Genomic DNA, 26,937 nt, shown 5'->3' on the forward strand with positions numbered 1-26,937 from the left:
TTATCATAATTAATTTGACGAACGTAGTTATACCAGTTAACTCTTTTTACTCAAGAAATTTGCTTTAAATCTGCGCCTCCTGTCACAAAAATAAAAACCACCGGATAGATTTTTGAAAATTTTCGAACTTGAGGTAAACTAACGCGGTTTCTAAAAAAGCATTAATTCTGAGGTATATATGACAAAAATTGCATCAATTGTAGATGTACTACAAGGCAAAATTGCAATTGGCGAAAAAGTGACTGTACGCGGTTGGGTGCGTACTCGTCGCGATTCCAAAGCAGGCCTATCCTTTCTCGCCGTTTATGACGGTTCTTGCTTTGCTCCCATTCAAGCTATCGTAAATAATGATATCGTTAACTATGAATCTGAAGTATTACGCTTAACAGCCGGCTGTTCCGTGATTGTCACCGGCACTGTTGTAGAATCTCCGGCAGAAGGGCAAGCTGTTGAATTACAAGCTGAAAGTGTCGAAGTCACCGGTTGGGTCGAAGATCCTGAAACCTATCCAATGGCAGCAAAACGCCATTCAATCGAATATTTACGCGAAGTCGCGCATCTACGTCCTCGTACTAATATCATTGGTGCTGTTGCCCGTGTGCGTCACTGTTTAGCACAAGCAATTCATCGTTTCTTCCATGAACAAGGTTTTTATTGGGTTGCTACGCCATTAATCACCGCTTCCGACACGGAAGGTGCGGGTGAAATGTTCCGCGTTTCTACGTTAGATTTAGAAAACTTACCGCGCACAGATAAAGGTGCGGTGGATTTTAGCCAAGATTTCTTCGGTAAAGAATCATTCTTAACCGTATCCGGTCAATTAAACGGTGAAACTTACGCTTGTGCGTTAAGCAAAATCTATACGTTTGGACCAACATTCCGCGCCGAAAACTCCAACACAACCCGTCACTTGGCAGAATTCTGGATGATTGAACCGGAAGTGGCTTTTGCAACGCTCGCAGACAACGCTAAACTTGCCGAAGATATGTTGAAATATGTTTTCCGCGCAGTTTTAGCTGAGCGTCGTGATGATTTGGAATTCTTTGCTAAACATGTTGATGGTGATGTCATTAATCGTTTAGAACGTTTCATTCATTCTGATTTCGCCCAAGTAGATTACACCGATGCGATTGAGATTTTATTGAAATCCAGCAAAACTTTTGAATTCCCGGTTTCTTGGGGAATCGACCTTTCTTCCGAACATGAACGCTATTTAGCGGAAGAATATTTCAAATCGCCTGTTGTGGTGAAAAACTATCCGAAAGACATCAAAGCCTTCTATATGCGTTTAAACGATGACGGAAAAACCGTTGCAGCGATGGATGTGTTGGCTCCGGGAATCGGTGAAATCATTGGTGGTTCACAACGTGAAGAACGTCTAGATGTATTGGATAAACGCATGGAAGAAATGGGCTTAAATCCTGAAGATTATTGGTGGTACCGCGATTTACGCCGTTATGGTACTGTACCGCACTCCGGCTTTGGTTTAGGTTTTGAACGGTTGATTGTTTATGTCACCGGTTTACAAAACATTCGTGATGTAATTCCATTCCCGCGAGCACCACGCAACGCCAACTTCTAATTTATGAGTAAATAAAATCGCCTTGTTGAATTAACGAGGCGATTTTTTTATAGCTAGAAAAACATGTTTAAAATTGACCGCACTTTTGATGCTTTGAATAACGAAAAAGATACCTAAGTGCGGTATCTTTTTTCAAAGTTTTTTAATCTGATGATCGAACAACTATTTCACAATACGTAAGTGAGATGTCGATTTCTCTGTCTTTTTCGGTTTATCCGTTTTATCGACGGCTTTCTCAAACCCAATTGGTTGTTCTTCTGCCTGCGCCGGATGATCATCATAAGCTTCTTCCGGCTCAAACATCACGCCATCGCCATTCTCACGCGCATAAATTGCTAATGCTGCCCCCATTGGAATGTAAATATCCTGTGGCACGCCACGAAAACGGGCATTAAATTGAATAAAATCATTGGTTAACTGTAAATTTCCGGTGGCATTGGCAGACAAGTTCAATACAATTTGTCCATCTTTGACATACTCTACCGGCACTTTCACGCCCCAATAAGTGGCATCAACCACCAAATACGGTGTGAAATCATTATCGATCAACCAATCGTAATAAGCCCTTAACAAGTAAGGACGTTTCGGGGATGATTTATATTCCATTAAATCGCCTATTATTTTTCATCCATTAAGTTTTTCGGCGCTAATTCGCCCACGGATTGCAAGAAGGAATCGCGTTCAAAAATACGAGACATGTAGGCTTTCACTGCTTTGCTGCCAGCACCGCTGAACTCGACACCTAATTCCTGCATACGCCATAGTAACGGTGCCACATAGCAGTCAATTAAGCTAAATTCCTCACTCATAAAATAAGCGGTTTGATTAAAAATCGGTGCAATCGCAAGAATTTCTTCTTTCAATTGTTTTAAGGCATTCGCACGTTCAGTTTCGGAAGCCGCATTTTGTGCGGTTTCCAACGTTGGATACCAGTCTTGCTCAATACGTAACATCAATAAGCGGCTTTTTCCACGAGCCACCGGATAAACCGGCATTAATGGCGGATGCGGAAAACGCTCGTCTAAATATTCCATAATAATGCGAGAATTAAACAGCACTAAATCACGATCAACTAGCGTAGGCACAGTACCGTACGGATTGAGTTCCATTAAATCTTCTGATAATGCTTGCGGATCTACAATTTCCGTTTCATAAGCTACGCCTTTCTCAGCCAACACAATACGCACTTGGTGACAATAAATATCTGTTTTATTTGAAAATAGCGTCATCACAGAACGTTTATTTGCAGAACTTGTCATCTATTCCTCCGACGACTTGGTAGTAATTAAAATATTCAACCGATATGCCTCATATCGGGAAAAATGGTCGACTATTCTAGCATAAAGCGCCATACCTTTTCCAAGAAAAGGCATGATATTTTATTTTTAATAAGCATAAAAAAATCCGCTTTATAAAAAAACGGATTTTTCTTTTTCAAATACGAATAAGTAAAATCAATGAGATCTCTTATTTCCACTTATCGGCAGCCGCATAATCACTGTCGCGGCCTTCAATCCAGCGCTCCCCTTTTTCGGTTTGTTCTTTTTTCCAAAAAGGCGCTTGGGTTTTCAAATAATCCATAATAAATTCATTCGCGTGGTAAGCATCACCGCGGTGCGCAGAAGCTGTTCCTACCAACACAATTTCATCACCGGTGTTCAACTCACCTACACGATGAATGATGGAAATCTTTTGTAAATCCCACCGCGCTTTTGCCTGTTGAGCAATGTCCATCAAGGCTTTATGGGTCATCGCCGGGTAATGTTCCAAATACAAACTACTGACTTCATCCCCTAAGTTCATATCACGCACTTTGCCCACAAACATTACCGTGGCACCCACTGAATTTTCTTCGCTCAACCAACGATAAACGGCATTTTGATCGAACGTCTGCTCTTGCACGGAAATTTGAATATCGTTCATTTAGCCCCCAGTCACCGGTGGGAAAAACGCAATTTCATCACCATTTTTGACCGCACTTTCTAACGGCATTAAGGTTTGATTGATGGCCACCAAAAGTTTATCCGATTGCAATGCCAACGCCCATTTATCGCCTTTCGCCGCAAGGTGTTGACGTAATGCTTCTGCCGTGGCGAAATTTTCATTCACTTCAATGGCATCCAAACCGATTAATTCTCGAGTTTGAGCAAAAAATAAAATGCGTAACATTATTTCTCCTCCGCAATAAAATGCCCGGATTTTCCACCGCTCTTTTCTAACAAACGCACCGTTTCAATCACCATGTCTTTTTGCACAGCTTTGCACATATCGTAAATGGTTAATGCAGCAACGCTTGCAGCCGTTAAGGCTTCCATCTCTACACCGGTTTTACCGCTCAATTTACACAGGCTTTCAATGCGTACTTGATTGGTTTCAGGAAGTGCGGTCAAACTCACTTCGACTTTAGAAAGTAAAAGCGGATGACACAGCGGAATCAGTTCCCAAGTGCGTTTTGCGGCTTGAATACCGGCAATTCGGGCGGTAGCAAACACATCGCCCTTATGGTGTTGTCCGGAGAGGATCATTTGTAAGGTTTCCGGTGCCATATGAATATAGGCTTCGGCACGCGCCTCGCGAACCGTGTCGGCTTTGGCGGAAACATCCACCATATTCGCCTCGCCATTCGCATTAATGTGAGTAAATGTGGTCATGATAATTTAAAAGTGCGGTTGGTTTTCTTGATGTTTTCAGTCTCGGCGTAAATTAACCGCCGATACTGGCTAAATGATTACGCACGCCGCTATCGCCGACATGCAGATAATGGTGTTCACGCTTACCTTGTAACGCTGAGAAAATTCTTGATTGCAAAAGCATTTGTTGCTCATCAGATTGTAACAAATCACGCAAATCAATCCCTTCTTCACCAAATAAGCAAAGGTGCAATTTCCCTTTAGCAGAAACTCTCAAACGGTTACAACTGGCACAGAAATTTTTCTCATAAGGCATGATTAAGCCGATTTCGCCCATATAATCTGGGTGACGGAAAACTTTTGCCGGGCCATCAGAACGATTTTTTATCTGCAACTGCCAGCCGTCTTGCAAAAGTTTCTGTTCTAAAATCTGTCCCGATAAATGATGTTTTTGGAAGAAAGAATTCATTTCACCGGTTTGCATCAACTCGATGAAACGCATTTGAATCGGCTTATTTTTAATCCATGCCAAGAAACCGGAAAAGTCTTTATCATTCAAATCTTTCATTAATACAGAATTGACTTTGACTTTTTGATAGCCACATTCAAAAGCGCGATCAATACCACGCATAATGTCATCAAACTTATCGACACCGGTAATACGCTGGAACATTCTTGCATCTAGGCTATCCACACTGACGTTAATAGACGTCACACCGACTTGTTTCCAAGCGGCAACATCCTTAAGCAACCGAAAACCGTTTGTGGTCAGTGCGATTTGTTTGATACCGTCAATGCCACGAATACTTTCGACAATTGGCAGGAAATCTTTACGTAAGGTCGGTTCGCCACCGGTAATACGGACTTTTTCCGTTCCCATCACCGCAAAGCTACTGACCAAGCGACGAATTTCGTCCAAGGTTAAAAAACTCGGCTTATTAGGTTCAGGCTGATAACCGTCAGGTAGGCAATAATTGCAACGAAAATTACACACATCGGTAATCGACAGTCGCAAATAGTAGTATTCACGCTGGAACGAATCAACGAGTTGAGCCGCGCCAACATTTTTGATTGGAATGGTTTGCATTTGACACCTTTCTAAAAACGGAGAGGATAAATCGTTTCCAACGTATCCCTGAATAATACCGACTTCGTATTATTGGCATTACCACCCTATTTTGTGTTCAACACATTGTGCGCAAAACGTAGGTGAGTAAGCTCGGAGTTACATGCGGTTAATAAATTTTGCAGCATTGTAAAAGATTCACGAAAACAAAAGCAATCAATTAATTTGATCTAGGTTATAAATTCATAAAATTCTTTAAAATCAATTATATGCAAATTTATATAGCGATAATAAAACACCTTAAAATAGCGATTTTCATACCCAATAATAATTAGCAATCTGTACTCTCTTTCAAAGCAGGTTATAATGCGCACGAAAAAAACAAGGGAAATACAATGGCGGATTTTAAAGGATATCAACAGTACGAAAATTTAAGCACACTCAAAAAAGTCGTCGCTATTGGTGGTGGGCATGGACTCGGCCGCGTGATGTCTTCTTTAAGTTTTTTGAAAGAACGTCTTACCGCCATTGTTACTACCACCGATAACGGCGGTTCAACCGGCCGAATTCGCACCAATCAAGGTGGCATTGCCTGGGGAGACTTACGTAACTGCTTAAATCAAATCATCACGGAACCCAGCACCGCCTCCGCATTGTTTGAATATCGTTTTGGTGGCAACGGTGAATTGGCGGGGCATAACCTCGGCAATCTCATGCTCAAAGCCCTAGAAGATATGCACATTCGCCCAACGGAAGCAGTCAATCTCATTCGCGAATTATTGCATGTAAAATCTTTTATTGTCCCGATGTCCGAGCAATCGGTACACCTCGCGGCCGTATTAAACGGCGGCAACAGCGTTGTTGGTGAAGTCAGCGTCGATAGCTTAACCGAGCTACCCAAATCCATTTTTCTTGTACCTTACGTCACCGCCACACCGGAAGCCATTCAGGCTCTCAAAGAAGCTGATCTGATTTTATTTGGCCCCGGTAGTTTCCTCACCAGCATTATGCCGCCTATTCTTCTACCGGAAATTACCGAACAACTTCGACAAAGCGAAGCAAAAAAGATCTTTATTGATAATTTAGGTATTGAGCACAGCCCCGCATCCAGTCTTTCTCTTGCAGATCGCATTCAGTGGATCAATGAAACCGTTGGTCAACCTATCATCGATGGTGCAATTGTGCCCTTTAATGCCGTACAGAATAGCCAACCCATGGAGATCAAAATCCTTGCGGGCCGCCTTAATGCGGACGATATTTCCTATCGCCATGACCGCGCTCTCCTCTGCTCCGCTATTGATGAACTCCTAGGCGAACTCTTAGAATCGCCGGAAGAAGAACATTCAGAACCCAGCTCGCTTTAATAAAAAGTGCGGTGAAAAAACAGCGAGGATTTTCACCGCACTTAAATCTCTACGCAGATCACAAAATTCACATTTTTTGCTTAATAAAAATGCACAAGTCAGCATAATGGTGAAGGTTATTTCATCAGGAGATTGAATTATGCAAAAAATGTTACTGCTTAGCGGTTCTCGCTATGGCAATACAGGTTATTTAGAACATGCGATCCCATGGTTACAAGATTTTTTAGCAGCATACCAAGGCAAAAAAATCGCCTTTGTGCCTTACGCAGGTGTTCGTCAAACTAACGATCAATACGAACAAAAAGTACAACAAATTTTGGCGCCCTTAAATATGGAAATTCAGTCGGTACATCACGGCAAACCGCACCGCGCCATTATTGAACAAGCGGATGTGATCGCCATTGGTGGCGGCAATACGTTTTGTTTGCTAAAGCAAATGTATGAACATGATTTATTGGACATTATTCGTGAAAAAGTGAAAAGCGGCACGCCGTATTTCGGTTGGAGCGCGGGCGCCAATATGGCGAGCAAATCCATTATGACCACCAACGATATGCCAATCACCTATCCACCATCTTTTGATGCGCTTAATCTGTTCCCTTATCAAATCAACCCGCATTTCATTTCAGGCAAAATGCCGGGGCATAACGGGGAAAGCCGTGAAGAACGTTTTGAGGAATTTTTACTGGTGAACCCAACGGCACAAATTTACGCCATGCCGGAAGGCACTGCGTTTTTAATTAACGGCAATCAGGTGAAAATTCTAGGTGAGAATAATATTGTGCATTTCAGTAAAAATATGCAGTGCCGAGACATTCCTGCCGGTTCGGTGTTTGAAATCTGATTGTGAATAAAAAAGTGCGGTCGGTTTTCAGCTTGTTTTTCGAATGTAAAAACGTTTTGAAAATCAACCGCACTTTTTAAGACATGATTTAAGAAAGCTATTTCTTAAACACCCTCACATTATTAAACCCGCTTTCTTTTAAATACAGTGCCTGCAATTTGCTCATGACACCTCGTTCGCAATACAGCACATAATTCTTGCTTTGATCCAACTCGGCGAATTGACTGGAAAGTTTATAGAACGGCAGCAGAATCATTGCTTGATTTTCAATGTGTAACGGGTTTTCATCGATTTCTTCCGGGCTACGGATATCGATGATCACATCATTTGCACTCAACACCGACACGGCATCCACGGAAACGACTTCTTTCTCCGCTTGCTCGGCAATTTGGCGAATATCTAAATATTGCGCATTTTCCACCGCACTTTCCAAGACGGCAAAATTGAAATTGCCTTCTTCTTGTTCAATTTTCGCTTTTATCGCTTTCACTGTCGGATTTTTGGAAATCACGCCGCAAAATTCCGGCATGGATTTGGCGATGTCATCGGTGCCGATATGTTTTGCCATGGCGATGATTTGTTCTTTGTCGTGCGTAATTAACGGGCGTAATACCAACACGTCGGCAGCTTCATCAATTAAACGCAAATTGGTTAAGGTTTGGCTGGAAACCTGCCCTAGCGCTTCCCCTGTCACAATCGCCTGAATATCAAAACGTTGCGCGATTTTGGACGCCGCGCGCACCATCATGCGTTTAAGCACCACGCCCATTTGCCCGTTATCCACGTTCTCAAGGATCTCGCCTACCACGCCTTCAAAATTGATCGCCACAAAACGCACTTTGTGGGAGCTACCGTAACGTTGCCAAATGTGATACGCCATTTGTTTCACACCAATTTCGTGCGCTGCACCGCCTAAATTAAAGAAGCAATAATGCACACGAGAACCACGGCGCAACAGCATATAACTAGACACGCCGGAGTCAAACCCTCCGGAAATCAGCGATAACACATCTTCCTGTGTGCCAATCGGATAACCGCCAATGCCTTCATAACGAGCGCGAACCAACATCATTTTGTCGTCTTCAATTTCAATACGCACCGTCACATCAGGATTTTTCAGTTGTACTTTGGCGCTGGCGATATGTTGATTCAGCCCGCCACCGATATAACGCTCTGCTTCTATTGACGTAAATTCGTGTTTCCCTTTACGTTTCACTCGCACGCAAAAAGTCTTGTTTTCTAACTGAGATGCCACGTCTAACAAGGTTTGTTCAAAAACATCATGTAGGCTGGAAAACGGTTTCTCTTCTACTTGCAGAAAATGGTGAATCCCAGGAATGCGTTGCAGTTGCTCAATGAGCATCGGAAAATTTGCCTCAATTTTCGACCGCACTTCAATGTAATCCCAATGTTTCACCACCGTGACCGTATCATCATGCTTTGTTAAAACATTACGAATATTGCTGGTCAGAATTTTCACGAACCGTTTCCGCACGGATTCGCTTTTAATCATAATTTCAGGAAATAATTTGACGATAAATTTCATGTTAATTCACTTTTTACCCAATAGAAAAATGCGGCGTATTTTAGCAGATAGCGTAGAAATTACCATGCTGAGGGTTGTTCATTAACAATGAACAATTATCTACTCTGCTCCGCCATTAATTTATCCTGCCTTTCCTCATCACCGCCAAAATGTGATCTATCTCCCAGTTTCAAGTCTTGCATTGTGCTCAAATTGAACCACAGCCCGCTTTTACAGACAAAATATTAAAGATCTGATGATGTAAAAAGAGTAGGTATCACTTTGATTCATCACGTAGAAAAAGGAGAAAAGAGATGATAAAAGATCTTAATGTCTTTGACAAACACTACGGTTTATTGATCAATGGCGAATGGACGGATGGCTCAGAAGGCAACACCTTAACAGCCCATAATCCGGCAAACGGTGAAGCATTAGCCACTTTTATTGACGCCACCGATGCGGATGTGGATGCTGCCGTAAATGCCGCCAAAGAAGCCTTTAAAACCTGGAAAAATACCAGTGCGACAGAACGTGCCACGATTTTAAATAAAATCGCAGACATTATTGACGAAAATACCGAGTTATTTGCCTTGCAAGAAACGCTGGATAACGGTAAGCCGATTCGTGAAACGCGTGCTGCAGATATTCCGTTGGCATCCGATCATTTCCGTTATTTTGCTAGTGTGATTCGTTCCGAAGAAGGTGTGGCAAACCAACTGGATAGCGAAGACTTGTCATTGATTTTACGCGAGCCGATTGGCGTTGTTGGTCAAATTATTCCGTGGAACTTCCCGTTCTTAATGGCCGCATGGAAAATTGCGCCGGCCTTGGCTGCAGGTTGTACTGTCGTGATTCACCCGTCTTCCTCCACTTCATTGAGCCTGCTTTCTTTAGCGCAAAAAATTAATCATTTGTTGCCGAAAGGCGTTTTCAATGTCATTACCGGCAAGGGCTCCAAATCCGGCGAATACATGTTACGTCACCCGGGATTTAGCAAACTGGCGTTCACCGGTTCCACCGAAATCGGCCGAAAAATTGGTATGGCTGCCGCTGAAATGTTGATTCCATCCACCTTGGAATTAGGTGGCAAATCCGCCAATATTTTCTTTGACGATATGCCATTTGATAAAGCATTAGAAGGCGCACAAAAAGGGATTCTCTTCAACCAAGGGCAAGTGTGTTGTGCCGGTTCACGGATCTTCGTACAAGAAAGCATTTACGATAAATTCATCGCGGCATTAAAAGAAGAATTTAAGAAAGTTAAAGTCGGCTTACCTTGGGAAGATGACACACAAATGGGCGCACAAGTCAACGGAAATCAAATTAAGGTGATCAGTAAATACGTGGATATTGCCAAAGAAGAAGGTTGCCAAATAATCCTTGGTGGCGGTAAATCAACCGACCCGGCATTGGCTCGCGGCGAATTTTTCCAACCGACTTTAATTTTGGCGCAGGACAACAAAAAACGCGTGGCACAAGAAGAAATTTTTGGGCCGGTTGCCGTGGTGATCAAGTTTAAAGATGAAGCAGATGTGATCCAAATGGCAAATGACAGCGATTATGGCCTGGGCGGCGCAGTGTGGACGTATAACATTAACCGTGCGCTACGGGTTGCACGCGCACTTGAAACCGGTCGTGTTTGGGTGAACTGCTATAACCGTTTACCGGCCGGCGCACCATTCGGCGGTTATAAAACCTCCGGCATCGGCCGTGAAACCCATAAAATGATGCTTGCCGCTTATACACAGGTGAAAAATATCTTTATCAGCACCCGTGAAGAGCGTGAAGGCATGTATTAATCTTTTCATTTCCAGCCTAAAAACAAACCGCACTTTGATGTTATCCCTTCAAAGTGCGGTTTGTTTTTAATGTGTTTTTACTTTTCGTCAAAATCACCTGTCAACAATACAATTTCCTGTTTTAATGCATACGGCATATGCCGAGGTCCGCGTACCCCAGTGACACCGAATTGCGCCATTTTCGCGCGGGGAATAAGACGCTTATCGTATTCTTTCAGACAACGAATTTTCATCACCCGTTTCACCTGTAAATCATCCGTACGTTTTTGGTGATACGGAATATTCACCTCCAATACCACACATTTATAACGAATGGCACCCGTAGGTTCGGTAACATACATATACACAATGTCATCCACGGCAATATTATTGCTCTGCTTCCAGTAAATTTCTCCGCCTTCGCGCAAATCTTTCTCCACATCGTAATATTTCGGATTTGCTGGTACGATCCACTCCGTATAACGGGCGATCCCGAGCTGTTTTTTCACTTGTCGGGTAGCGGTGAGATCAAAACTAGCATTTAATAAAAACAGCACGGTATCTTTCTCAACAGAGCCGTCTAGCAACACCGTTAACCAGTGATTTTTGTTCATGTGATAGGCTGGTAGGAATCCTGATTGAGGTAAAAATAAACTCAGCATTTCAGGGGAACATTTCACGTTTATTACCGGCACTTTTCCTGTGCCATTTAGCCCTAATGACGATTTTTCGACATTCATCACAATGGCATACCATTTGCGATTATCGCTATGACGCAATACGGCATAATCTGGATGGGTCTTCCACAAATATTCCGGCTGAGTGCCATATTGGGTGAAGACATACTCGAAAACTTGTTGGGTTAGCTCAGCCATTCCATGTTCCTCTTATTACTTTGATAACATCATTTTACGCCAACTTAGCCCACAAAATAAAAGACATTAATTTCCACATCATTATTGTGCTTTTTAGTTCAACAGGCATATTATATTCCTTGAGTAAGGATGCTATTTAATAAGATGAATAATGGATTATTCGCCGTAGAGAGCAATCTCACTCTAATTAATAAACTCGGAGGAGTTATATGGAAGGGAAAACAATTGCGCCAATTGAAGTAAAAATGGGCTTCAAATGGCAAGGGTTGCTGCTTTCAGTGATTGTCGGGATGGCAATTTGGTTGATTCCAATACCGGAAGGCCTTTCTGCCAAAGCATGGGGTGTGCTTGCCCTCTTTGTTGCCACTATTGTGGCGATTATCGCCAAAGCCATGCCTATGGGGGCGGCAACCTTAGTTGCACTCGTCATTAGCGGTTTAACCGGCTTAACACCGTTATCTCCCGCCAAAGGGGAAGTGGGCATGTTATCCGGTTTCTCCAACGGAACCATTTGGTTAATCGCCATTGCGATGTTTTTATCTCGCGCGGTCATCAAAACCGGCCTGGGAAAACGCATTGCCCTCTATTTTGTCGCACGTTTCGGTAAAAAAATGATGGGCGTTGCTTATGGTATCGCATTAGCCGATGTGGTCATTGGCCCGGGGATTCCGTCTGCCTCTGCGCGTGGTGGCGGTATCATGTATCCCATCATGCAGTCCATCGCTGATGCCTACGATTCCAAACCCGGCCCAACCGCCAGACGTGCCGGTGCATTTCTTGCCATTGCCGTATCACAAATCGACACTATCGTGTGTACCATGTTCCTCACTGCCATGGCGGGCAACCCGTTAATCGCGGAACTTGCCAAAGGTCAAGGCGTTGAAATTACGTGGATGACTTGGTTCTTAGGCGCGATCGTGCCGGGCGTTATCAGTTTGATCGTATTGCCTTATTTCGTCTATTTGATTTACCCGCCTGAACTCAAAGACACCCCGAAAATGGCAGAAATGGCGCGTGAAGAATTGCATAATATGGGACCAATGAGCAAAGCAGAATGGATTTTGGCGCTTGATTTCATCTTATTGTTGTTCTTATGGACCGTAGGTGATTTGGTCTTCCATATTCCGGCAACGGTTTCTGCCTTTATCGGCTTGGTGATTTTATTACTGACAAACATCATGAGTTGGAAAAATATCGTTGCTGAAACCACCGCATGGGACACCATGTTCTGGTTTGCGGTTTTGGTGATGATGGCAAATGCGTTGAATAAATACGGTGCTATTGCCTGGATTTCCAGCCATATTTCCTCCTCTGTGGGGGCATTCAGTTGGCCGGTTGCCTTTACGATTTTAGTCCTAGTGTATTTCTACACTCGCTACTTTTTCGCTTCTGCCATGGCACATATTTCCGCCATGTACTTGGCATTCGTTGCGGCAGCCATTGCCGTTGGCACCCCTCCGATTATTGCCGCTCTCGGCTTAGGTTATACCTCAACCCTCTCAATGAGCTTAACCCAATACGCCGGTGGCCCTGGCCCAGCCCTCTATGGTTCCGGTTATAACTCAACCGGTCAATGGTGGGGCGTCAGCTTCGCCACCTCCATCGTATCCCTCATTATCTGGTTTGGTGTCGGTGGGTTATGGATGAAGCTATTAGGTTGGTGGTAACTATATTGCGGCTTTATCGCTCACCTAAAATTCTTATAAAAAATGACCGCACTTTATTTTTTAACCTAAAGTGCGGTCACTTTTTTTAGTATTTTTAAATTAATCTGCGAGAAATAATGGCCCCATCGGCATTTTCGGCAACGCAAATCGGTCGGGGTAAAGCACATTGACCAAATATAATCCTTCTGGTTTAGCTGTCGGTGCCGCGAGAGTACGATCTTGCTGACCCAACAACCAAGCCAACCATTCCACCGGTTGATTGCCGCAACCTACCTCAATCAGACTCCCCACAATGTTACGCACCATGTGATGAACAAACGCGTTTGCTTGAATATCCACGATGATATATTGCCCCTGGCGACTGACGTTTAAATGGTGCACATTACGCCACGGCGTATTGGATTGGCATTGCGCGGCACGGAAAGAACTGAAATCATTTTCACCGAGCAACGCCTGTCCCGCCTGGTGCATTAATTGATGATCGAGTTCCAAATGGCAATGGGTTATCCCTTGCGGCAAAATGGCCGAACGCAGTTTATTGCAATATAAAATGTAACGATAACGGCGGGCGGTGGCGCTAAAACGGGCATGAAAATCATCATCGACCACTTTCGCCCATCGCACGGCAATATCATCAGGCAAATTGGCATTGACTCCAAAACTCCAGGCTTTCTCAGGGCGATTGGCAGTCGTTTCAAAGTGAATCACCTGCCCTGTGGCGTGTACGCCGGAATCCGTACGACCTGCACAGAAAATACTGATTTCTTCATTCGCTACCGTAGAAATCGCCTGTTCCAATTCAGCCTGTACGCTGGCTACTTTTTCTTGTTTCTGCCAACCGAAATACCGTTTTCCGTCGTATTCTACACCTAATGCAATTTTCATGTTCTGCCCTGATTTTACTTAAAATGGCGTGCATTATAACAAGGCATGGCGGATCTCAAAAACATTCTAAAAACCCACCGCACTTTTGCTGAATTTCACATATAAAAAAAGCAGAGATTGCTCTCTGCTTTTTGGAAAAACGTATAAAAATTAACGTTTGGAGTATTGTGGACGACGACGTGCTTTGTGTAAACCCACTTTTTTACGTTCAACGCGACGTGCGTCACGAGTAACGAAGCCTGCTGCACGAAGTGCTGGGCGTAAGGTTTCATCGTATTCCATCAATGCACGGGTAATACCATGACGGATTGCACCCGCTTGACCGGAAATACCACCACCTTTAACGGTGATGTATAGGTCTAATTTATCAGTTAATTCAACCAATTCTAACGGTTGACGAACTACCATGCGAGCAGTTTCGCGACCGAAATAAACGTCTAATTCGCGTTGGTTGATAACAATCTTACCATTGCCCGGTTTGATAAATACACGAGCTGAAGAGCTTTTGCGGCGACCTGTGCCGTAGTTTTGATTCTCTGCCATATCCTAAAACCTCGTGATTAAATATCTAATACTTGTGGTTGTTGTGCAGCGTGTTGGTGTTCAGCACCTGCGTACACTTTTAATTTACGGAACATTGCACGGCCTAATGGACCTTTTGGCAACATACCTTTAACCGCAATTTCAATCACTGCTTCAGGACGGCGTGCGATCATTTCTTTAAAAGTCGCTTGTTTGATACCGCCTACATAGCCTGTGTGCCAGTAGTAAATTTTATCGCTGTCTTTGTTACCGGTTACAGCAACTTTGTCTGCGTTGATAACGATGATGTAATCACCTGTGTCAACGTGCGGAGTGTATTCAGCTTTATGTTTACCACGAAGACGACGCGCTAATTCAGTCGCCAAACGACCTAAAGTTTTACCTGTCGCATCTACTACATACCAGTCGCGTTTAACCGTTTCTGGTTTTGCTACAAAAGTTTTCATTAATTAATTACCAATATAATAATATTAATACCCAGTGCTTAAAAAAGCACAACCAGTTATCTTAATCTTCACCCCTTCGAGTGCGATCTCGACAAAATAATGCGCGGTGGGAATCCTCAGCATTTACAGGGTCGGACGATTATACAGAAAATTTCACCGAAAAGCTAACGGTTTTACAGGAAAAATACGATAAATTTTGACCGCACTTTGTCTTTTTATTCGTCACTGTCAAATAAAAAATCTAGGGTTTGCGCCCTAAAAGACAAATCACGGAACTGGCTCCAACATGACGGCTGCCTTCATTCATTTCTCGCACATCATGCTCTGCCAATAGCCATTCCAGCCCCAATAATGCTTGTTGCATCTCATCCAAGGTGCCGAGCATTTCAACATGGCTAGGCCCACCGGTGCCATAATGAAGTTGATCGGGATGATAAAACACACCGGCAAACAAGCCGCCCGGTTGCAAGGCATTCACAATACGTTGCATGATTTGAGTCCGTTCCGGTTCCATAAAATGACAAAAGACGGACGTAATGACCGCATAATGCGCCGTTGGCATCGTCATTTCGGCAATATTTGCCAATCTCGTTGTGAATGGCACCTGATAACGATGCGCTAACGCTTCCGCTTTTCGCAATCCCACTTGAGAGAGATCCACGCCTTCCGTTTCTAATCCGTGACGGGCTAAAAAGATGCCATTGCGCCCTTCTCCTGTGGCAACATCCAAAGCTCTTCCCGAGGTTGGCAAGTAAGGCTGAATTCTAGCGATAAATTCATTGGGTTCCGTGCCGAAAATGTATTCTTCCGTTTGATAACGCTCATCCCATTTTGTCATGTATTTTCCTTTATTCTTCTAATAACTGCCCTAATCCGCTTTGACGTTGTACCGGATTTTTCACCGCACTTTCCCATACGCTTTGCAACGCAAATACCGTGAGGAAATCTTTGGTGCGGGTGATTCCCGTGTAAACCAGCTCTTTGGATAAAACCGGGCTATTCTCCAACGGTAAAATCAAGAACGTATGTGGAAACTCGGAGCCTTGAGATTTATGCACGGTCATGACAAAGGCAGTCTCATGATTCGGTACGCGACTAGCCAACACCTTTTTGTAGCTATTTTGTCCTTGTTCAAACCACACGCGCCCATGCTCTAAATAAATGCCGATGTCGCCGTTATACAAGCCGACTCCGCTGTCATTTTGAGTCACCATAATCGGCTTGCCGATATACCATTCCCGTTCCTGATGAAATTGTAACAACCGTTTTTGGCGTAATTTTTCCGCGATAGCCAAATTTAACTGCTCGACACCAAACTCCCCTACGCGTAATGCGGTTAAAAAACGGATATGATTAAACGCAGCAAAAATTGACCGCACTTTATCTTCCTGAAGAACGCCATCAGACGGAATTTGTTGCAAATAGCGCGCGTATTCTTCCGCGGCACGATCGACAATCAATTTCACACAAGCTTTACGCTGTTGCACGTCGTCTTTATTACTCAAATAATGCGCAAAATCCGTTAAGTACACACCACAATGCTTATCTTGATGTTGCTGATATTGTTGCAATAACTGCCAACTCTTGGCCGCATTGCCTAAATTCACTGTCGTTGCCAACTCACCCACTTCCGGATTCGCCCCAAAACGGCGACTGACTTGTAAATAACAAATACTGTCGCTAATGGCGTTTACCTTATCTTCTGATGGCAATGTCATCCCTGTTGTTGCCTGTAAATATTGCGCCATGGACGAGCTGTATGTCGGTTTTGCCGCATTCACAAAACGCCCTAATTCGCCCAAAATAGCACCGGCCTCTACGGAAGCAAGTTGGTCTTTATCACCCAATAAAATCAGTTTGGTTTCCGGTTTGAGCGCATTAAGCAATTTAGCCATTAAGGTGAGATCGATCATGGACGCCTCATCCACCACTAACACATCCAACGGCAATGGATTGTCCGCGTGATAACGGGTTTCTTCACTGAAAAAACGCACACCAAGCAAACGATGGATCGTTTCTGCGTTCATCGGAATTTGCAGATTCTCGATAATTTCCCGCTTATTTGGCTCCTGTGCAAATGTCTGTTTTAAACGTTCCACGGCATCCACAATGGATTCCGTTAAACGCGCCGCGGCTTTTCCTGTTGGCGCAACCAATTTAATGCGCAAATCGTTTTGATACAGTTCTTGCAAGGTTAAAAGCAACTTGGTTACGGTTGTTGTTTTCCCCGTTCCCGGCCCGCCGGTAATTAAACAAAAACGCTGACGTAACGCCATGGCAACAGCGATTTTCTGCCAATCAATGCCCTGCTCTTCCTGAAAATAGCGATCGAGAATCGAGGCAATTTGTGAGAGTTGCTCGGTTGAAAAAACAGGCTCAAAACAGACCGCACTTTTAAAGTAATCGGCAATCCGAAATTCGTCTTGCCACACGCGATAAAAATACAAACAATTAAACTGCAACACCAAAGGCGCAATTTGCTGTAATGGCGAATCAGTAAAGGCGATGTGTTGTACCTTTTGCAAGGTAGATAGCCATTGTGAAATCGGCAAATAATCAATTTTTTGCTGAATTTCCGTCAAATAAATACGTTCGTTGAAATAATCCTGTAAACCGAATAAATCCTGTTCGGTGGACTGATTTAACAGAAGGCAGGTGTTGCCTTGGCGATAATTGAAATTACACAATGCCGCCATCAACACCGCCAAGTTTTGCACAGATGGCGCATAATTAAACGGTTGCTGTTTACGATGAATAAACTCGGCAAAATAATAGTCGGCGGCGTTAATAATGCCTTTTTCTTTGAGTTGAGATAATAAAGTTAACATCAGAACAAATTCTCCAAGGCTTGAATTAACGCATAATCCGGTTTATCAAAAAACACACCGTCCTGATTTTCACCGTTCATGCCGCGTAAGAAACAATAAAACACGCCGCCAAAATGGGTTTCGTATTGATAGTTTGCATCACGTTGTTGCAAATAACGGTGCAATGCCAGCGTGTAAAACAAATATTGCCAGTCGTAATGGTTTGCCAGCATGGCTTGCTCAAGGCTTTTGCCAACATAGTTTTGCGGTTCGACACCGAGAAAATTCGATTTGTAATCCACCAAATAATATTTCCCATTGTGGCAGAAAACCAAATCCATAAAACCGCGTAACATGCCTTTAATCGCATCAAATTGCAGCGCTTCCGATGGCAAATGGTGATGTTTTTGCAACGCCCGATTAAATGCCGTCACATCAAACACCCGATTGAGTTTCAAATAAAACTGCATTTCTTTCACACATTGCTGGCGAGATAAATTGTTCAGCTTCAACGTTGTATCATCTGCACTTAACGGCGTATCTAAAATCGCCTTCATCCATTGTTGTAAGGATGGCAACCAAGTTTCCTCTAACTGTAACCATTGGCAGAGTTTTTGCACTTTGTCTTCATTTAACGGCTGACTAAAATCATATTTTTCCAAGAAACGGTGCAACGCTGTACCGATTTTAATCCCATGCGGAAAATCAAAAGGCGAATAACCGAAAGGATAGGCAGATTCATGACTCACGCTTTCCGCCATGGTTTCTGTCGCTTGCTCGTTAAAATCATAATCTTTGCCGCCATCAAAAACAGGCTCAAAAGCAACCGCACTTTCTGCCGCCAGCTGTTCTTTGTAATATTTTTTATTTTGATGAATCGCCTCAATGGCGCTAAAACTGGTCACCGTCCAGTTTTGTTCAATATGTCCGGTGAATGTTGCCGCGTTTAATGGCGCTTGAGTCTCCGACTGCATTAGTTCATCTAGCGCTTTTAATGCCGTGGTTTCAGAAATCTGAATACTTCCCCTTGGGGCGCGTTGAACCAACTTTTCTAATAGCGGCAAGCTGTCGTAGGCTGTCGGATTGTCATTCGTTTGAATGTCTCCTTGTGTGAGCACATATAACAAGGCACTCCACTTTTTCTCAAAGGTTTTCGGCACACCGATGTTCAACTGATATTTCGCTCGGGTCAGCGCCACATAGAGTAACCGAAGCTGTTCGGCAAAATCCTCTTGTTTTACATCCTTCTCATGAGAACCATCAATATCCCACAGCACCTCATCCCGATCTTGGTCGTAATAAGTGGAAATGTGTTCAGGCCTAAATTTGGAGGCATAACCAATAAACGGCAACCAAACTAAATCGTATTCCAGCCCTTTGGATTTATGAATCGTGACAATTTTGACCAACTGCAACTCACTTTCTAACCGAACTTGTTGTTCTGTTTGCCGATCTTCCCCTTGAATTTGCTTTTCAAACCAACGTAACAATGCGGCTTCACTTTCGTTCAACGTTGCCGCTTCTTGCAATAACTCCGCTAAATGTAGCAAATCCGTCACCAGGCGTTTACCATCCACCGTGGGATACAATTTTTCAGTAATTTTTTCTTGTAGGAATAGCTGGTGCAACATCACTAATACACCTTGTTTTTGCCACGTTTTTTGATAATGAATAAATTTTTCTACCCAATATTCCCAACGGTTTTCGTCTAAACGAATGCGCTGAATATCGGCTGCCGTTTGCGCAAAAATCGCCGTTGCAACAGCATTTAAAATGTTGCGTTCGGAAAATGGATTAAGGCATGCCGTTAAAATCAACAACAGATCTTTTCCTGCATTACTGTCAAACACATTGCTATTTTCAGACAAAAACACGGAAGCAATGCCAAGACGACGTAACGCATTTTTTACCAAATCGGCTTCTTTGCGACTACGCACCAATACCGCAATACTTTCCGGTTTTAGCGTTTTTTCGATGCCTTTTTCATCGGAACGAAAATCAGCGTTATTTTCCACCGCACTTTGCAACCAATGTTGAATAGAAACAGCACAAGCTTTTGCCATATTCTCTTTTACGGAGGCTTCATCCACATAAAACCGTACGGCAGGTTCCACTTCACCGTTTAACCAAAATTTCGGATGATCGTCTTTAGATTCGACCGGCAAGAATTGAATCTTGTTATATAAAAACGGAGGCGGTTCGTGAAAATCAAACAAGTGATTGACACATTGCACAACATCTTGGTGAGAGCGGTAATTTTTTCCTAGATTGAAACGGTGCTGTGCTTCATCAGCCGCTTTAAAGTAAGTAAAAATGTCTGCGCCACGGAATTTATAAATCGCCTGTTTTGGGTCGCCAATCATAATAAAGCCGTTATCAGACGTAGGTTCTAATCGTAGTGGCTCTACATAAACCTTAGAAAAAATCTGATATTGCACCGCATCCGTATCTTGAAATTCATCAATCATGGCAAACGGGTATTGATAACGAATCAACTGAGCAAATTCAGTATTATTCAGATGGCATAAAGCTTCTTTTAACAAGCGCAATAAATCATAAAAACTTTTTTCGCTATGGTTGAGTTTGTATTCTGCTAGCTGCCCATTCAGCGTTTCTAAATAATGAAACCAGAGCGCTTGAGACAGTAAAGCCTGTTGTTCGGAAAATGCTAATAACTCATCAATTTTGATGAAAAGCGGGTGACTCAAAGCTTCCTGTGCTTCCTCGCCTTTCTGTTCATCCATTGCCGTTTGACCGAAGCGGTAAAAACAATCCGGGAAATCTGCTTTTTCGATTCCCGCCCAACGTTTCATGGCGGCAAGCCATTTCGGGCGATTGGCAGATGTGAAACTGCGGCGGTTTAATTTTTGTTCTTTCGTATTCTTATATTTGGTGTTGATTTCTGTTTCAATCAACTCCGTAATTTCCACCTCTTTTTCTAGCCATTTTTGCTTTAATTCCTGAGTTTGCGCGATTAATACTTGCGAGTAATCGGTAAGTTTTGAAAGAAATTCCTCGAAAGTCCCCTCAAAAAAGTGCGGTCGTTTTTCCGGGAGTTTTAATTCGATTCCGGCAAATTTTTTGATTTTTGTCACAATATTGCTTGGTGAAACCAAATTCTTTTGAATAAATTCGACAACAGCATAAGGCTGTGAATAAAAATGCTCACGCCAAATTTTTTGTGCCAAGTGCAATAGCAACTCATCTTCTTCACCGCTTAATTCTAGATTGAAATGAACGCCTGAATTGAAGGCGTATTGCATCAGCATTCGGCGACAGAAACCATGAATGGTATAGATCGCCGCTAAATCCATATTTTGTTCCGCCAAGGTCAGGCGTTGAATGGCAAGCGGTAAGTCGGTGATGCTCGCAACCAATTCGCGTAAAAAATCATCCTGTCCAAATACTGCCGAATCCTGTGTCTGCTGATAAGCCGTCAATTTTTGTTTGGCATCGTAAATACGTTCACGAATTTTGCGTTTCAGCTCCTCTGTCGCCATTTCAGTAAAGGTCACCACCAAAATTTGCTCGACATTCAACGCATAGGGAAAGGTATTTTCTCCTGCTTGCAGTAACAAACGTAAATAAAGGGAACCCATGGTATAGGTTTTGCCCGTACCGGCAGAGGCTTCAATTAGACTAACAGCATTTAACGGGATAGAAATCGGATTGAGTTGTTGCATGGTTAAGATTACGCGAATGAAAAATTTTGAATAAAATAAGGGCGGAACCGAATCCGCCCAATACTCTCGTTAGAAACTAACGACTTTATCTGCCCATAACGTCCATTTAGAAACATCATCTAAGGTGCCGCGAGTCACGCCATCAATTAGCTTTATCTCGGATAAACCACGCGCTTTAGTGCAGCTTGTACAGAGTTTGACTTCAGCACCTTGCGCTATCAAGATTTCCATCACTTGTTGTACGTTAGACCCTTCATTCGGATGTTGACCGGCAATGCCACTTAACACGGAATCACCAAAACAGAACACTTTAATTTCGACTTCTTTGCCATGTTCTTCCTGTAAATTCACGGCTAAACGTAATGCGTTGAAGCTTTTTTCTGTGCCGTATGGCGATTCATTTAAAATAAAAAGAAGTTTTTGCATCATCATTAACCTACCCAGATAAATTTAATTAAGAATAATAAAGAAACCACCCAAACCGGTGCGTTAACTTCGTGCCAACGCCCCGTTCCGAGTTTCATCACACAATAGCTGATGAAGCCAAAAGCGATGCCTTCTGTGATGGAGTATGTAAATGGCATCATAGCGGCAGTAATAAAGGCGGGAGTCGCTTCTGTTAAGTCGTCCCATTGCACTTTAATTAAGCTGGATGCCATCAAAATACCCACATAAACCAATGCGCCCGCGGTGGCATAAGCAGGCACCATGCCGGCTAATGGGGAGAAGAAAATCGTCAGTAAAAACAATAACCCGACAACAACCGCCGTCATACCGGTACGTCCACCGACAGACACGCCTGCACCACTTTCAATGTAAGTACTGATCGCAGAAGTACCGATATAAGATCCGACAACGGCGCTCGCACTATCAACATATAAGGCTTGTTTCATTTTCGGGAAACGCCCTTTTTCATCGCTAAAACCTGCTTTGTCGGTGACACCAAGCAAGGTACCGGACGAGTCAAATAAGTTCACTAATAAGAAAGAGAAGATGATACCAATAAGTGCCGTATCCAAAGCACCGGCAATATCCACTTGGCCAACCACTTGCGTTAATGCCGGCGGCATGGAAACCACGCCATGGAACATCACACTTTCGTCAAAATACAATGCAAGTGCGGTCACCGTGGCGATAGAAATTAACACACCAGAATAAATATTGCGTGCTGCCAATACCACGATAATAAAGAAGCCAAGGATGCCCAATAACACTTGCGGACTGTGTAGATCGCCTAAAGCAACTAAGGTTGCAGGATTTGCAACCACCAAGCCCATATTTTTGAAACCAATTAAGGCGATAAAGAAACCAATCCCCGCGCCGATACCTACTCTCAAACTGAGCGGAATAGATGCCATCAGCCAATAACGAATTTGGAAAATGGTTAATAGCAATAAGCCCACAGAGCCCCAGAAAATGGTGCCCATGCCCACTTGCCAAGAATAGCCAAGTTTACCGACCACTACATAAGCAAAGAAGGCATTCAAGCCCATTGCCGGCGCCAAAGCGATAGGCAAGTTACTGAATAACCCCATGGCAATCGTACCGAAGCCTGCGATTAAACAAGTGGTCACAAAGACAACTTGCTTATCCATGCCCGCATCCCCCAACACAGACGGGTTCACGAAAACGATATACACCATGGTGAAAAAAGTGGTGATTCCGGCAATAATTTCCGTTTTGGAGGAGGTTCCTTTTTCTTTTAATTTAAAGAATTGTTGTAGAAAAGATTGATTTTCCATTGTAATTTCCAATCAGAGACAAAATAAAAACGATGAAAAACAAGGTTATAAGAAAGGTGTTTTTCCCGCTGATTCTAGCAAAAGATCAGAAAGACTGCGACGGGTTTGGAAAAATAAAAAATGAAATGATAACGAAGAAAAATAAAGGAAGAAAAGATGGTGCGACTGGCTGGACTCGAACCAGTGACCCCCACCATGTCAAGGTGGTGCTCTAACCAACTGAGCTACAGTCGCAGTGAAAAGTGCGCTAATAATAGCTACCTTTTTAGGCTAAAACAAGTTTTTTATTTGATTGCATGGATGACTGCAAAAAAATTAACCAATTCATTATAAAGATAAAAACATTGCAAAAACAAACCGCACTTTCCTTGCTAGAAAAGTGCGGTCAAAAATTTCAATGTTTTTTAGAAATGGTGAATTAGAAACTTGACGTATCTTGGAAAAGGCCTACTTTCAAATCGGTTGCAGTGTAGATCACACGACCATCCACTTCCACTTCACCATCAGCCATTCCCATGACTAATTTACGGTTAATCACACGTTTCATGTTGATACGATAAACGACTTTTTTCGCGCTTGGCAGGATTTGTCCGGTAAATTTCACCTCGCCAACGCCTAAAGCACGGCCTTTGCCTTTGCCGCCAACCCAACCGAGGAAGAAGCCGACTAATTGCCACATAGCATCTAAACCTAAGCAACCCGGCATCACCGGATCGCCGATGAAGTGACACGCAAAGAAAGGTAAATCAGGATGAATATCTAATTCGGCTTCAATATAGCCTTTGCCAAATGTACCGCCATCTTCAGTCATTTTCACAATACGATCCATCATTAACATGGTCGGTGCAGGTAGTTGCGGACCTTCTTTGCCAAACAATTCGCCACGTCCAGAAGCCAATAAATCTTCGTAAGTGTAACTGTCTTTAATGTTTGGAGTACAAGTGTTCATTATTAATCATCCTATAAAATCTGGTTAAACAACATAATGTTGAATGCGGGTTGGATTCTAGCAAAGCATTACGTCATTTAAAATAGCTAACACTTGTACGCCAAACTTGTCCGATCAGTTAATTTTTGATGGCTATTTTGATTTAGCGATTTTTTCTCCCGAAAAACACATCCCATAAACTGAATTTGTGAGATTGCTGTTCAGAATATTGATCAATACGTTGATGAATCAAACGAGACAACGGCAAGGTGTCAAAATCATAGGTTTTATTTTCTTGTTCCACCAAATCCCGCTGCAATAAAATCTCACAGGCTTGATCCACCGTTTCTACTGGATAAATAAAAAATTCCTGATTTTTCACCGCACTGACCACCGACTCCGACAAACTGAGTTGATTTAGCACCGCACTTGGGATCATCACACCTTGCTTACCTGTGAGTCCACGACGTTGGCAAATGGTAAAGAAACCTTCGATTTTGTCATTTACACCGCCCACGGCATGGACTAATCCAAATTGATCGATTGCGCCGGTAATGGCAATAGATTGCGGCAATGGCAAAGAAGACAAGGCACTTAATAAGACGCAAAAACTCGCCAAAGAGGCACTATCGCCATCAATTTCACCGTAAGATTGCTCGAATACTAAAGAAGCGGAAAAAGGCAACTGTGACGGCAATTCAAGCACATTGGCCAAGCAGGCTTCAGCAATCATAATACCCTTGCTATGAATATTACCCGCTAGTTCATTTTTGCGCTCTACATCCACAATTTCGCCATCGCCAAATTGCACGATACAACTGATTCGCGAAGGCTCACCGAAAGACAATGGCGTTCCCGGATATTCAATGATCGATAAACCATTAATTTGCCCCACCATCTCGCCTTCAGTCGCCACATAAATTTGTTCCTGTAAAATGCCATCGTAAGTTTGCTCGCGCAAAAAACCAAATTGTGCTGTTTTATGTTGAAAATAACGTTCAAAATCCACTGCGCTCAGAAGATTAGATTCCGTTAAAAGTGCGGTCTCTGTGAGCATCATTTTTAATTTAAGTGGCGATACATTAATCAAATGGCGATTTTCACTATCACGCACCAATAATTGATACAGTTTATTAAAACCGCTTAAATCCGACGCCGGTAACTGATTTTGTTGGGCAACCCATTGCACATAACGCATCCACTGTTGTTGTTGCTCTGCTGTTTCTACGCTGCAATAGCTTTCAATTTCCGCATAATCTGCTAAATGATAGAGTTCTTCTTCCAACTCTTCTAAAGCCGCTAATTCCGTGCGATTATCTAGCACAATCACTTTCAATGACAAAGGGTAACTCGGAATTTCACAAGGCAACGTTTTAAACGGATGCGCCGAATACCAATCAAACATACCGGTCGTTAAAATCTGTTTCAAACGTTGCCATAAATCAAACTGTGCCAATAACGCGCCCGCAGTCACAATCAGCACGCCGTTGTTCAGCTGGTGAACCAGTCCGGCATGAAGCTGAATATCATGAGAAGACGCGTGCACTTTAAGCGAACCGAATAACTGGAACTGATCAAAATATAACGCCGTAGCAACGCTTTTTTTGGCTGCAAAATTATCTTCTAGCGATTGTGCAGGCTCAGCATAAATACGTGGAAAAGAGAAAGAATCCCCTTGTTCTACAGTATATTGCACACCACACACACCCATTTCAGGTTGGTGTTTTTGAATAAAACCTTCCAATAAAGAGGCATATTCCGCTTGATCATCCGCTTTCAATACCAATAAAGTGCGGTGTGAATTTCGAATGAAATGCCGCACGGCTTCACCAGCACGAGGTTGTAAAGCAAAAAAATCCTGAGGTTGTGAAGGAATGTCGGTCACCGTCAATTCCGGACGTAACGCCTGCCAAGGCAATGTAGTGTTAGATAAAGAAGATAAAGTCACGTTAATCTCTGTTGTCTATTTAATTTGCGCGCATTATCGCACATTTCTTCCCGTCTTTCTTCGCATCGCTTAAAAATCTGCTAGAAAAACACCTATAAACAGCGTATAGTGACAGAGTTACCACGTCACTAAATAGAATTCTTATGAAATATCAAAAGTTAGAAAACCAAGAAGCCCACTGGAAATGGGTGTATTTAACGAAAAAAGCCCGTGAAGGTGAAAATGTCACACGCTATGCAGAAAAAAGTTTGCAAGAAGACATCGTTAAACAACTCATCGGCTGCCAAAACTATCCGCAAAAAATTGAAGAATGGATAAAGGCGCATTTAGCCCCTGAATTGGTGATTAAAATGGATCAGGCTATTCGTGCTAGAAGAAAACGTTTCTTCAATGGTGAAAAACAATCTACAAAGAAAAAATCCATTGATTTGGAATATGCGGTTTGGCTTCGTTTATCAAAATATTCCCGCAAAATGAAAATGACGCTCTCGGAAACCATCATGTATATGATTGATGAACGAGAGAAAAAAGCGTTATATGAAAATCAAATGTCGGCAATGAAAGCCGGATTAAAAGATTTACTCAAATAAAAAAAGACAAGTCCAATTGGGCTTGTCTTTATTT

The 26,937-nt window shown here is 42.9% G+C and carries 24 protein-coding genes, 1 tRNA gene and 1 riboswitch; of the genes, 6 read left to right on the forward strand and 19 right to left on the reverse strand.

Going from position 1 to position 26,937, the window contains the following annotated elements:
• Positions 1 to 178: 178 nt before the first annotated feature.
• On the forward strand, positions 179 to 1,582 hold the full coding sequence (gene asnS, locus DQN58_RS07375) for an asparagine--tRNA ligase (RefSeq protein WP_006718302.1): 1,404 nt from the start codon (positions 179 to 181) through the stop codon (positions 1,580 to 1,582).
• A 162-nt stretch (positions 1,583 to 1,744) separates the two neighbouring features.
• On the opposite strand, the gene DQN58_RS07380 is transcribed toward asnS, so the two are convergent.
• The 6 genes from DQN58_RS07380 to moaA all read right to left on the reverse strand — a co-directional run bounded on the left by DQN58_RS07380 (position 1,745) and on the right by moaA (position 5,299).
• Complete coding sequence (locus DQN58_RS07380; RefSeq protein ID WP_006718304.1) at positions 1,745 to 2,188, reverse strand: ClpXP protease specificity-enhancing factor; 444 nt, start codon at positions 2,186 to 2,188, stop codon at positions 1,745 to 1,747.
• An 11-nt stretch (positions 2,189 to 2,199) separates the two neighbouring features.
• Positions 2,200 to 2,841, reverse strand: a complete 642-nt coding sequence (sspA, locus tag DQN58_RS07385) for a stringent starvation protein SspA (RefSeq protein WP_006718306.1) — start codon at positions 2,839 to 2,841, stop codon at positions 2,200 to 2,202.
• A 208-nt stretch (positions 2,842 to 3,049) separates the two neighbouring features.
• Complete coding sequence (moaE, locus tag DQN58_RS07390; RefSeq protein WP_006718310.1) at positions 3,050 to 3,505, reverse strand: molybdopterin synthase catalytic subunit MoaE; 456 nt, start codon at positions 3,503 to 3,505, stop codon at positions 3,050 to 3,052.
• Positions 3,506 to 3,751, reverse strand: coding sequence for a molybdopterin synthase sulfur carrier subunit (gene moaD / locus DQN58_RS07395; RefSeq protein ID WP_006718312.1), 246 nt, complete (start codon positions 3,749 to 3,751; stop codon positions 3,506 to 3,508).
• Positions 3,751 to 4,233 (reverse strand): cyclic pyranopterin monophosphate synthase MoaC, encoded by a 483-nt coding sequence (moaC, locus tag DQN58_RS07400; protein WP_006718314.1) that lies wholly within the window; start codon positions 4,231 to 4,233, stop codon positions 3,751 to 3,753. Before moaC ends, moaD begins: the two co-directional genes overlap by 1 nt.
• Before the next feature lie 52 nt (positions 4,234 to 4,285).
• Entirely contained in the window at positions 4,286 to 5,299 is a 1,014-nt protein-coding gene (moaA, locus tag DQN58_RS07405; RefSeq protein ID WP_006718316.1) for a GTP 3',8-cyclase MoaA, read from the reverse strand.
• A riboswitch (molybdenum cofactor riboswitch) is annotated at positions 5,288 to 5,449 on the reverse strand. Its footprint overlaps the gene before it by 12 nt.
• Before the next feature lie 224 nt (positions 5,450 to 5,673).
• On the opposite strand from moaA, the gene DQN58_RS07410 reads away from it, so the two are divergent.
• Together DQN58_RS07410 and pepE are read left to right on the forward strand one after the other, a co-directional pair.
• Positions 5,674 to 6,642, forward strand: a complete 969-nt coding sequence (locus DQN58_RS07410) for a gluconeogenesis factor YvcK family protein (RefSeq protein ID WP_006718318.1) — start codon at positions 5,674 to 5,676, stop codon at positions 6,640 to 6,642.
• A gap of 139 nt (positions 6,643 to 6,781) precedes the next feature.
• Complete coding sequence (gene pepE, locus DQN58_RS07415; protein ID WP_006718321.1) at positions 6,782 to 7,486, forward strand: dipeptidase PepE; 705 nt, start codon at positions 6,782 to 6,784, stop codon at positions 7,484 to 7,486.
• A 97-nt stretch (positions 7,487 to 7,583) separates the two neighbouring features.
• Here the strand turns inward: pepE and thiI are convergent, their stop codons facing one another.
• Positions 7,584 to 9,032 (reverse strand): tRNA uracil 4-sulfurtransferase ThiI, encoded by a 1,449-nt coding sequence (thiI, locus tag DQN58_RS07420; protein ID WP_006718323.1) that lies wholly within the window; start codon positions 9,030 to 9,032, stop codon positions 7,584 to 7,586.
• Positions 9,033 to 9,328: 296 nt separating this feature from the next.
• Between thiI and DQN58_RS07425 the strand changes: the two genes are divergently transcribed.
• A complete protein-coding gene (locus DQN58_RS07425; protein ID WP_197712340.1) occupies positions 9,329 to 10,810 on the forward strand; it encodes an aldehyde dehydrogenase family protein in 1,482 nt (493 codons plus the stop codon).
• Between the two features lie 77 nt (positions 10,811 to 10,887).
• Here the strand turns inward: DQN58_RS07425 and DQN58_RS07430 are convergent, their stop codons facing one another.
• Positions 10,888 to 11,664, reverse strand: a complete 777-nt coding sequence (locus DQN58_RS07430) for an MmcQ/YjbR family DNA-binding protein (RefSeq protein ID WP_006718328.1) — start codon at positions 11,662 to 11,664, stop codon at positions 10,888 to 10,890.
• 209 nt (positions 11,665 to 11,873) lie between these two features.
• Between DQN58_RS07430 and DQN58_RS07435 the strand changes: the two genes are divergently transcribed.
• Complete coding sequence (locus tag DQN58_RS07435; RefSeq protein ID WP_006718330.1) at positions 11,874 to 13,331, forward strand: DASS family sodium-coupled anion symporter; 1,458 nt, start codon at positions 11,874 to 11,876, stop codon at positions 13,329 to 13,331.
• Positions 13,332 to 13,430: 99 nt separating this feature from the next.
• Here the strand turns inward: DQN58_RS07435 and truA are convergent, their stop codons facing one another.
• The 11 genes from truA to DQN58_RS07490 all read right to left on the reverse strand — a co-directional run bounded on the left by truA (position 13,431) and on the right by DQN58_RS07490 (position 26,313).
• Positions 13,431 to 14,216 (reverse strand): tRNA pseudouridine(38-40) synthase TruA, encoded by a 786-nt coding sequence (gene truA, locus DQN58_RS07440; protein ID WP_006718332.1) that lies wholly within the window; start codon positions 14,214 to 14,216, stop codon positions 13,431 to 13,433.
• 150 nt (positions 14,217 to 14,366) lie between these two features.
• Positions 14,367 to 14,759: a 30S ribosomal protein S9 gene (gene rpsI / locus DQN58_RS07445; protein WP_006718334.1), complete on the reverse strand. Its 393-nt coding sequence runs from the start codon at positions 14,757 to 14,759 to the stop codon at positions 14,367 to 14,369.
• 17 nt (positions 14,760 to 14,776) lie between these two features.
• Entirely contained in the window at positions 14,777 to 15,205 is a 429-nt protein-coding gene (gene rplM, locus DQN58_RS07450) for a 50S ribosomal protein L13 (protein ID WP_006718336.1), read from the reverse strand.
• Positions 15,206 to 15,446: 241 nt separating this feature from the next.
• On the reverse strand, positions 15,447 to 16,043 hold the full coding sequence (locus DQN58_RS07455; RefSeq protein WP_006718338.1) for a class I SAM-dependent methyltransferase: 597 nt from the start codon (positions 16,041 to 16,043) through the stop codon (positions 15,447 to 15,449).
• Between the two features lie 10 nt (positions 16,044 to 16,053).
• Positions 16,054 to 18,033, reverse strand: a complete 1,980-nt coding sequence (gene recD, locus DQN58_RS07460) for an exodeoxyribonuclease V subunit alpha (protein ID WP_006718339.1) — start codon at positions 18,031 to 18,033, stop codon at positions 16,054 to 16,056.
• Positions 18,033 to 21,695 (reverse strand): exodeoxyribonuclease V subunit beta, encoded by a 3,663-nt coding sequence (gene recB / locus DQN58_RS07465; RefSeq protein ID WP_006718341.1) that lies wholly within the window; start codon positions 21,693 to 21,695, stop codon positions 18,033 to 18,035. The genes recD and recB overlap by 1 nt, the downstream gene beginning before the upstream one ends.
• A gap of 69 nt (positions 21,696 to 21,764) precedes the next feature.
• Positions 21,765 to 22,121: a DsrE/DsrF/TusD sulfur relay family protein gene (locus DQN58_RS07470; protein ID WP_032998143.1), complete on the reverse strand. Its 357-nt coding sequence runs from the start codon at positions 22,119 to 22,121 to the stop codon at positions 21,765 to 21,767.
• Positions 22,122 to 22,126: 5 nt separating this feature from the next.
• Positions 22,127 to 23,437 carry an NCS2 family permease gene (locus DQN58_RS07475; protein WP_006718345.1) on the reverse strand — a complete coding sequence of 437 codons (1,311 nt, stop codon included), beginning with the start codon at positions 23,435 to 23,437 and terminating at the stop codon, positions 22,127 to 22,129.
• A 157-nt stretch (positions 23,438 to 23,594) separates the two neighbouring features.
• Positions 23,595 to 23,671, reverse strand: a tRNA-Val gene (locus tag DQN58_RS07480).
• 184 nt (positions 23,672 to 23,855) lie between these two features.
• The gene (gene fabA, locus DQN58_RS07485) at positions 23,856 to 24,386 is read right to left on the reverse strand and encodes a bifunctional 3-hydroxydecanoyl-ACP dehydratase/trans-2-decenoyl-ACP isomerase (protein WP_006718349.1); all 531 of its coding nucleotides are present in this window, start codon (positions 24,384 to 24,386) and stop codon (positions 23,856 to 23,858) included.
• Positions 24,387 to 24,528: 142 nt separating this feature from the next.
• The gene (locus DQN58_RS07490; protein WP_006718350.1) at positions 24,529 to 26,313 is read right to left on the reverse strand and encodes an AAA family ATPase; all 1,785 of its coding nucleotides are present in this window, start codon (positions 26,311 to 26,313) and stop codon (positions 24,529 to 24,531) included.
• A 143-nt stretch (positions 26,314 to 26,456) separates the two neighbouring features.
• On the opposite strand from DQN58_RS07490, the gene matP reads away from it, so the two are divergent.
• Positions 26,457 to 26,903 (forward strand): macrodomain Ter protein MatP, encoded by a 447-nt coding sequence (gene matP / locus DQN58_RS07495; protein WP_006718352.1) that lies wholly within the window; start codon positions 26,457 to 26,459, stop codon positions 26,901 to 26,903.
• Positions 26,904 to 26,937 lie beyond the last annotated feature (34 nt).

It is taken from the genome of Aggregatibacter segnis ATCC 33393, from assembly GCF_900476035.1.
Lineage (GTDB): Bacteria > Pseudomonadota > Gammaproteobacteria > Enterobacterales > Pasteurellaceae > Aggregatibacter > Aggregatibacter segnis.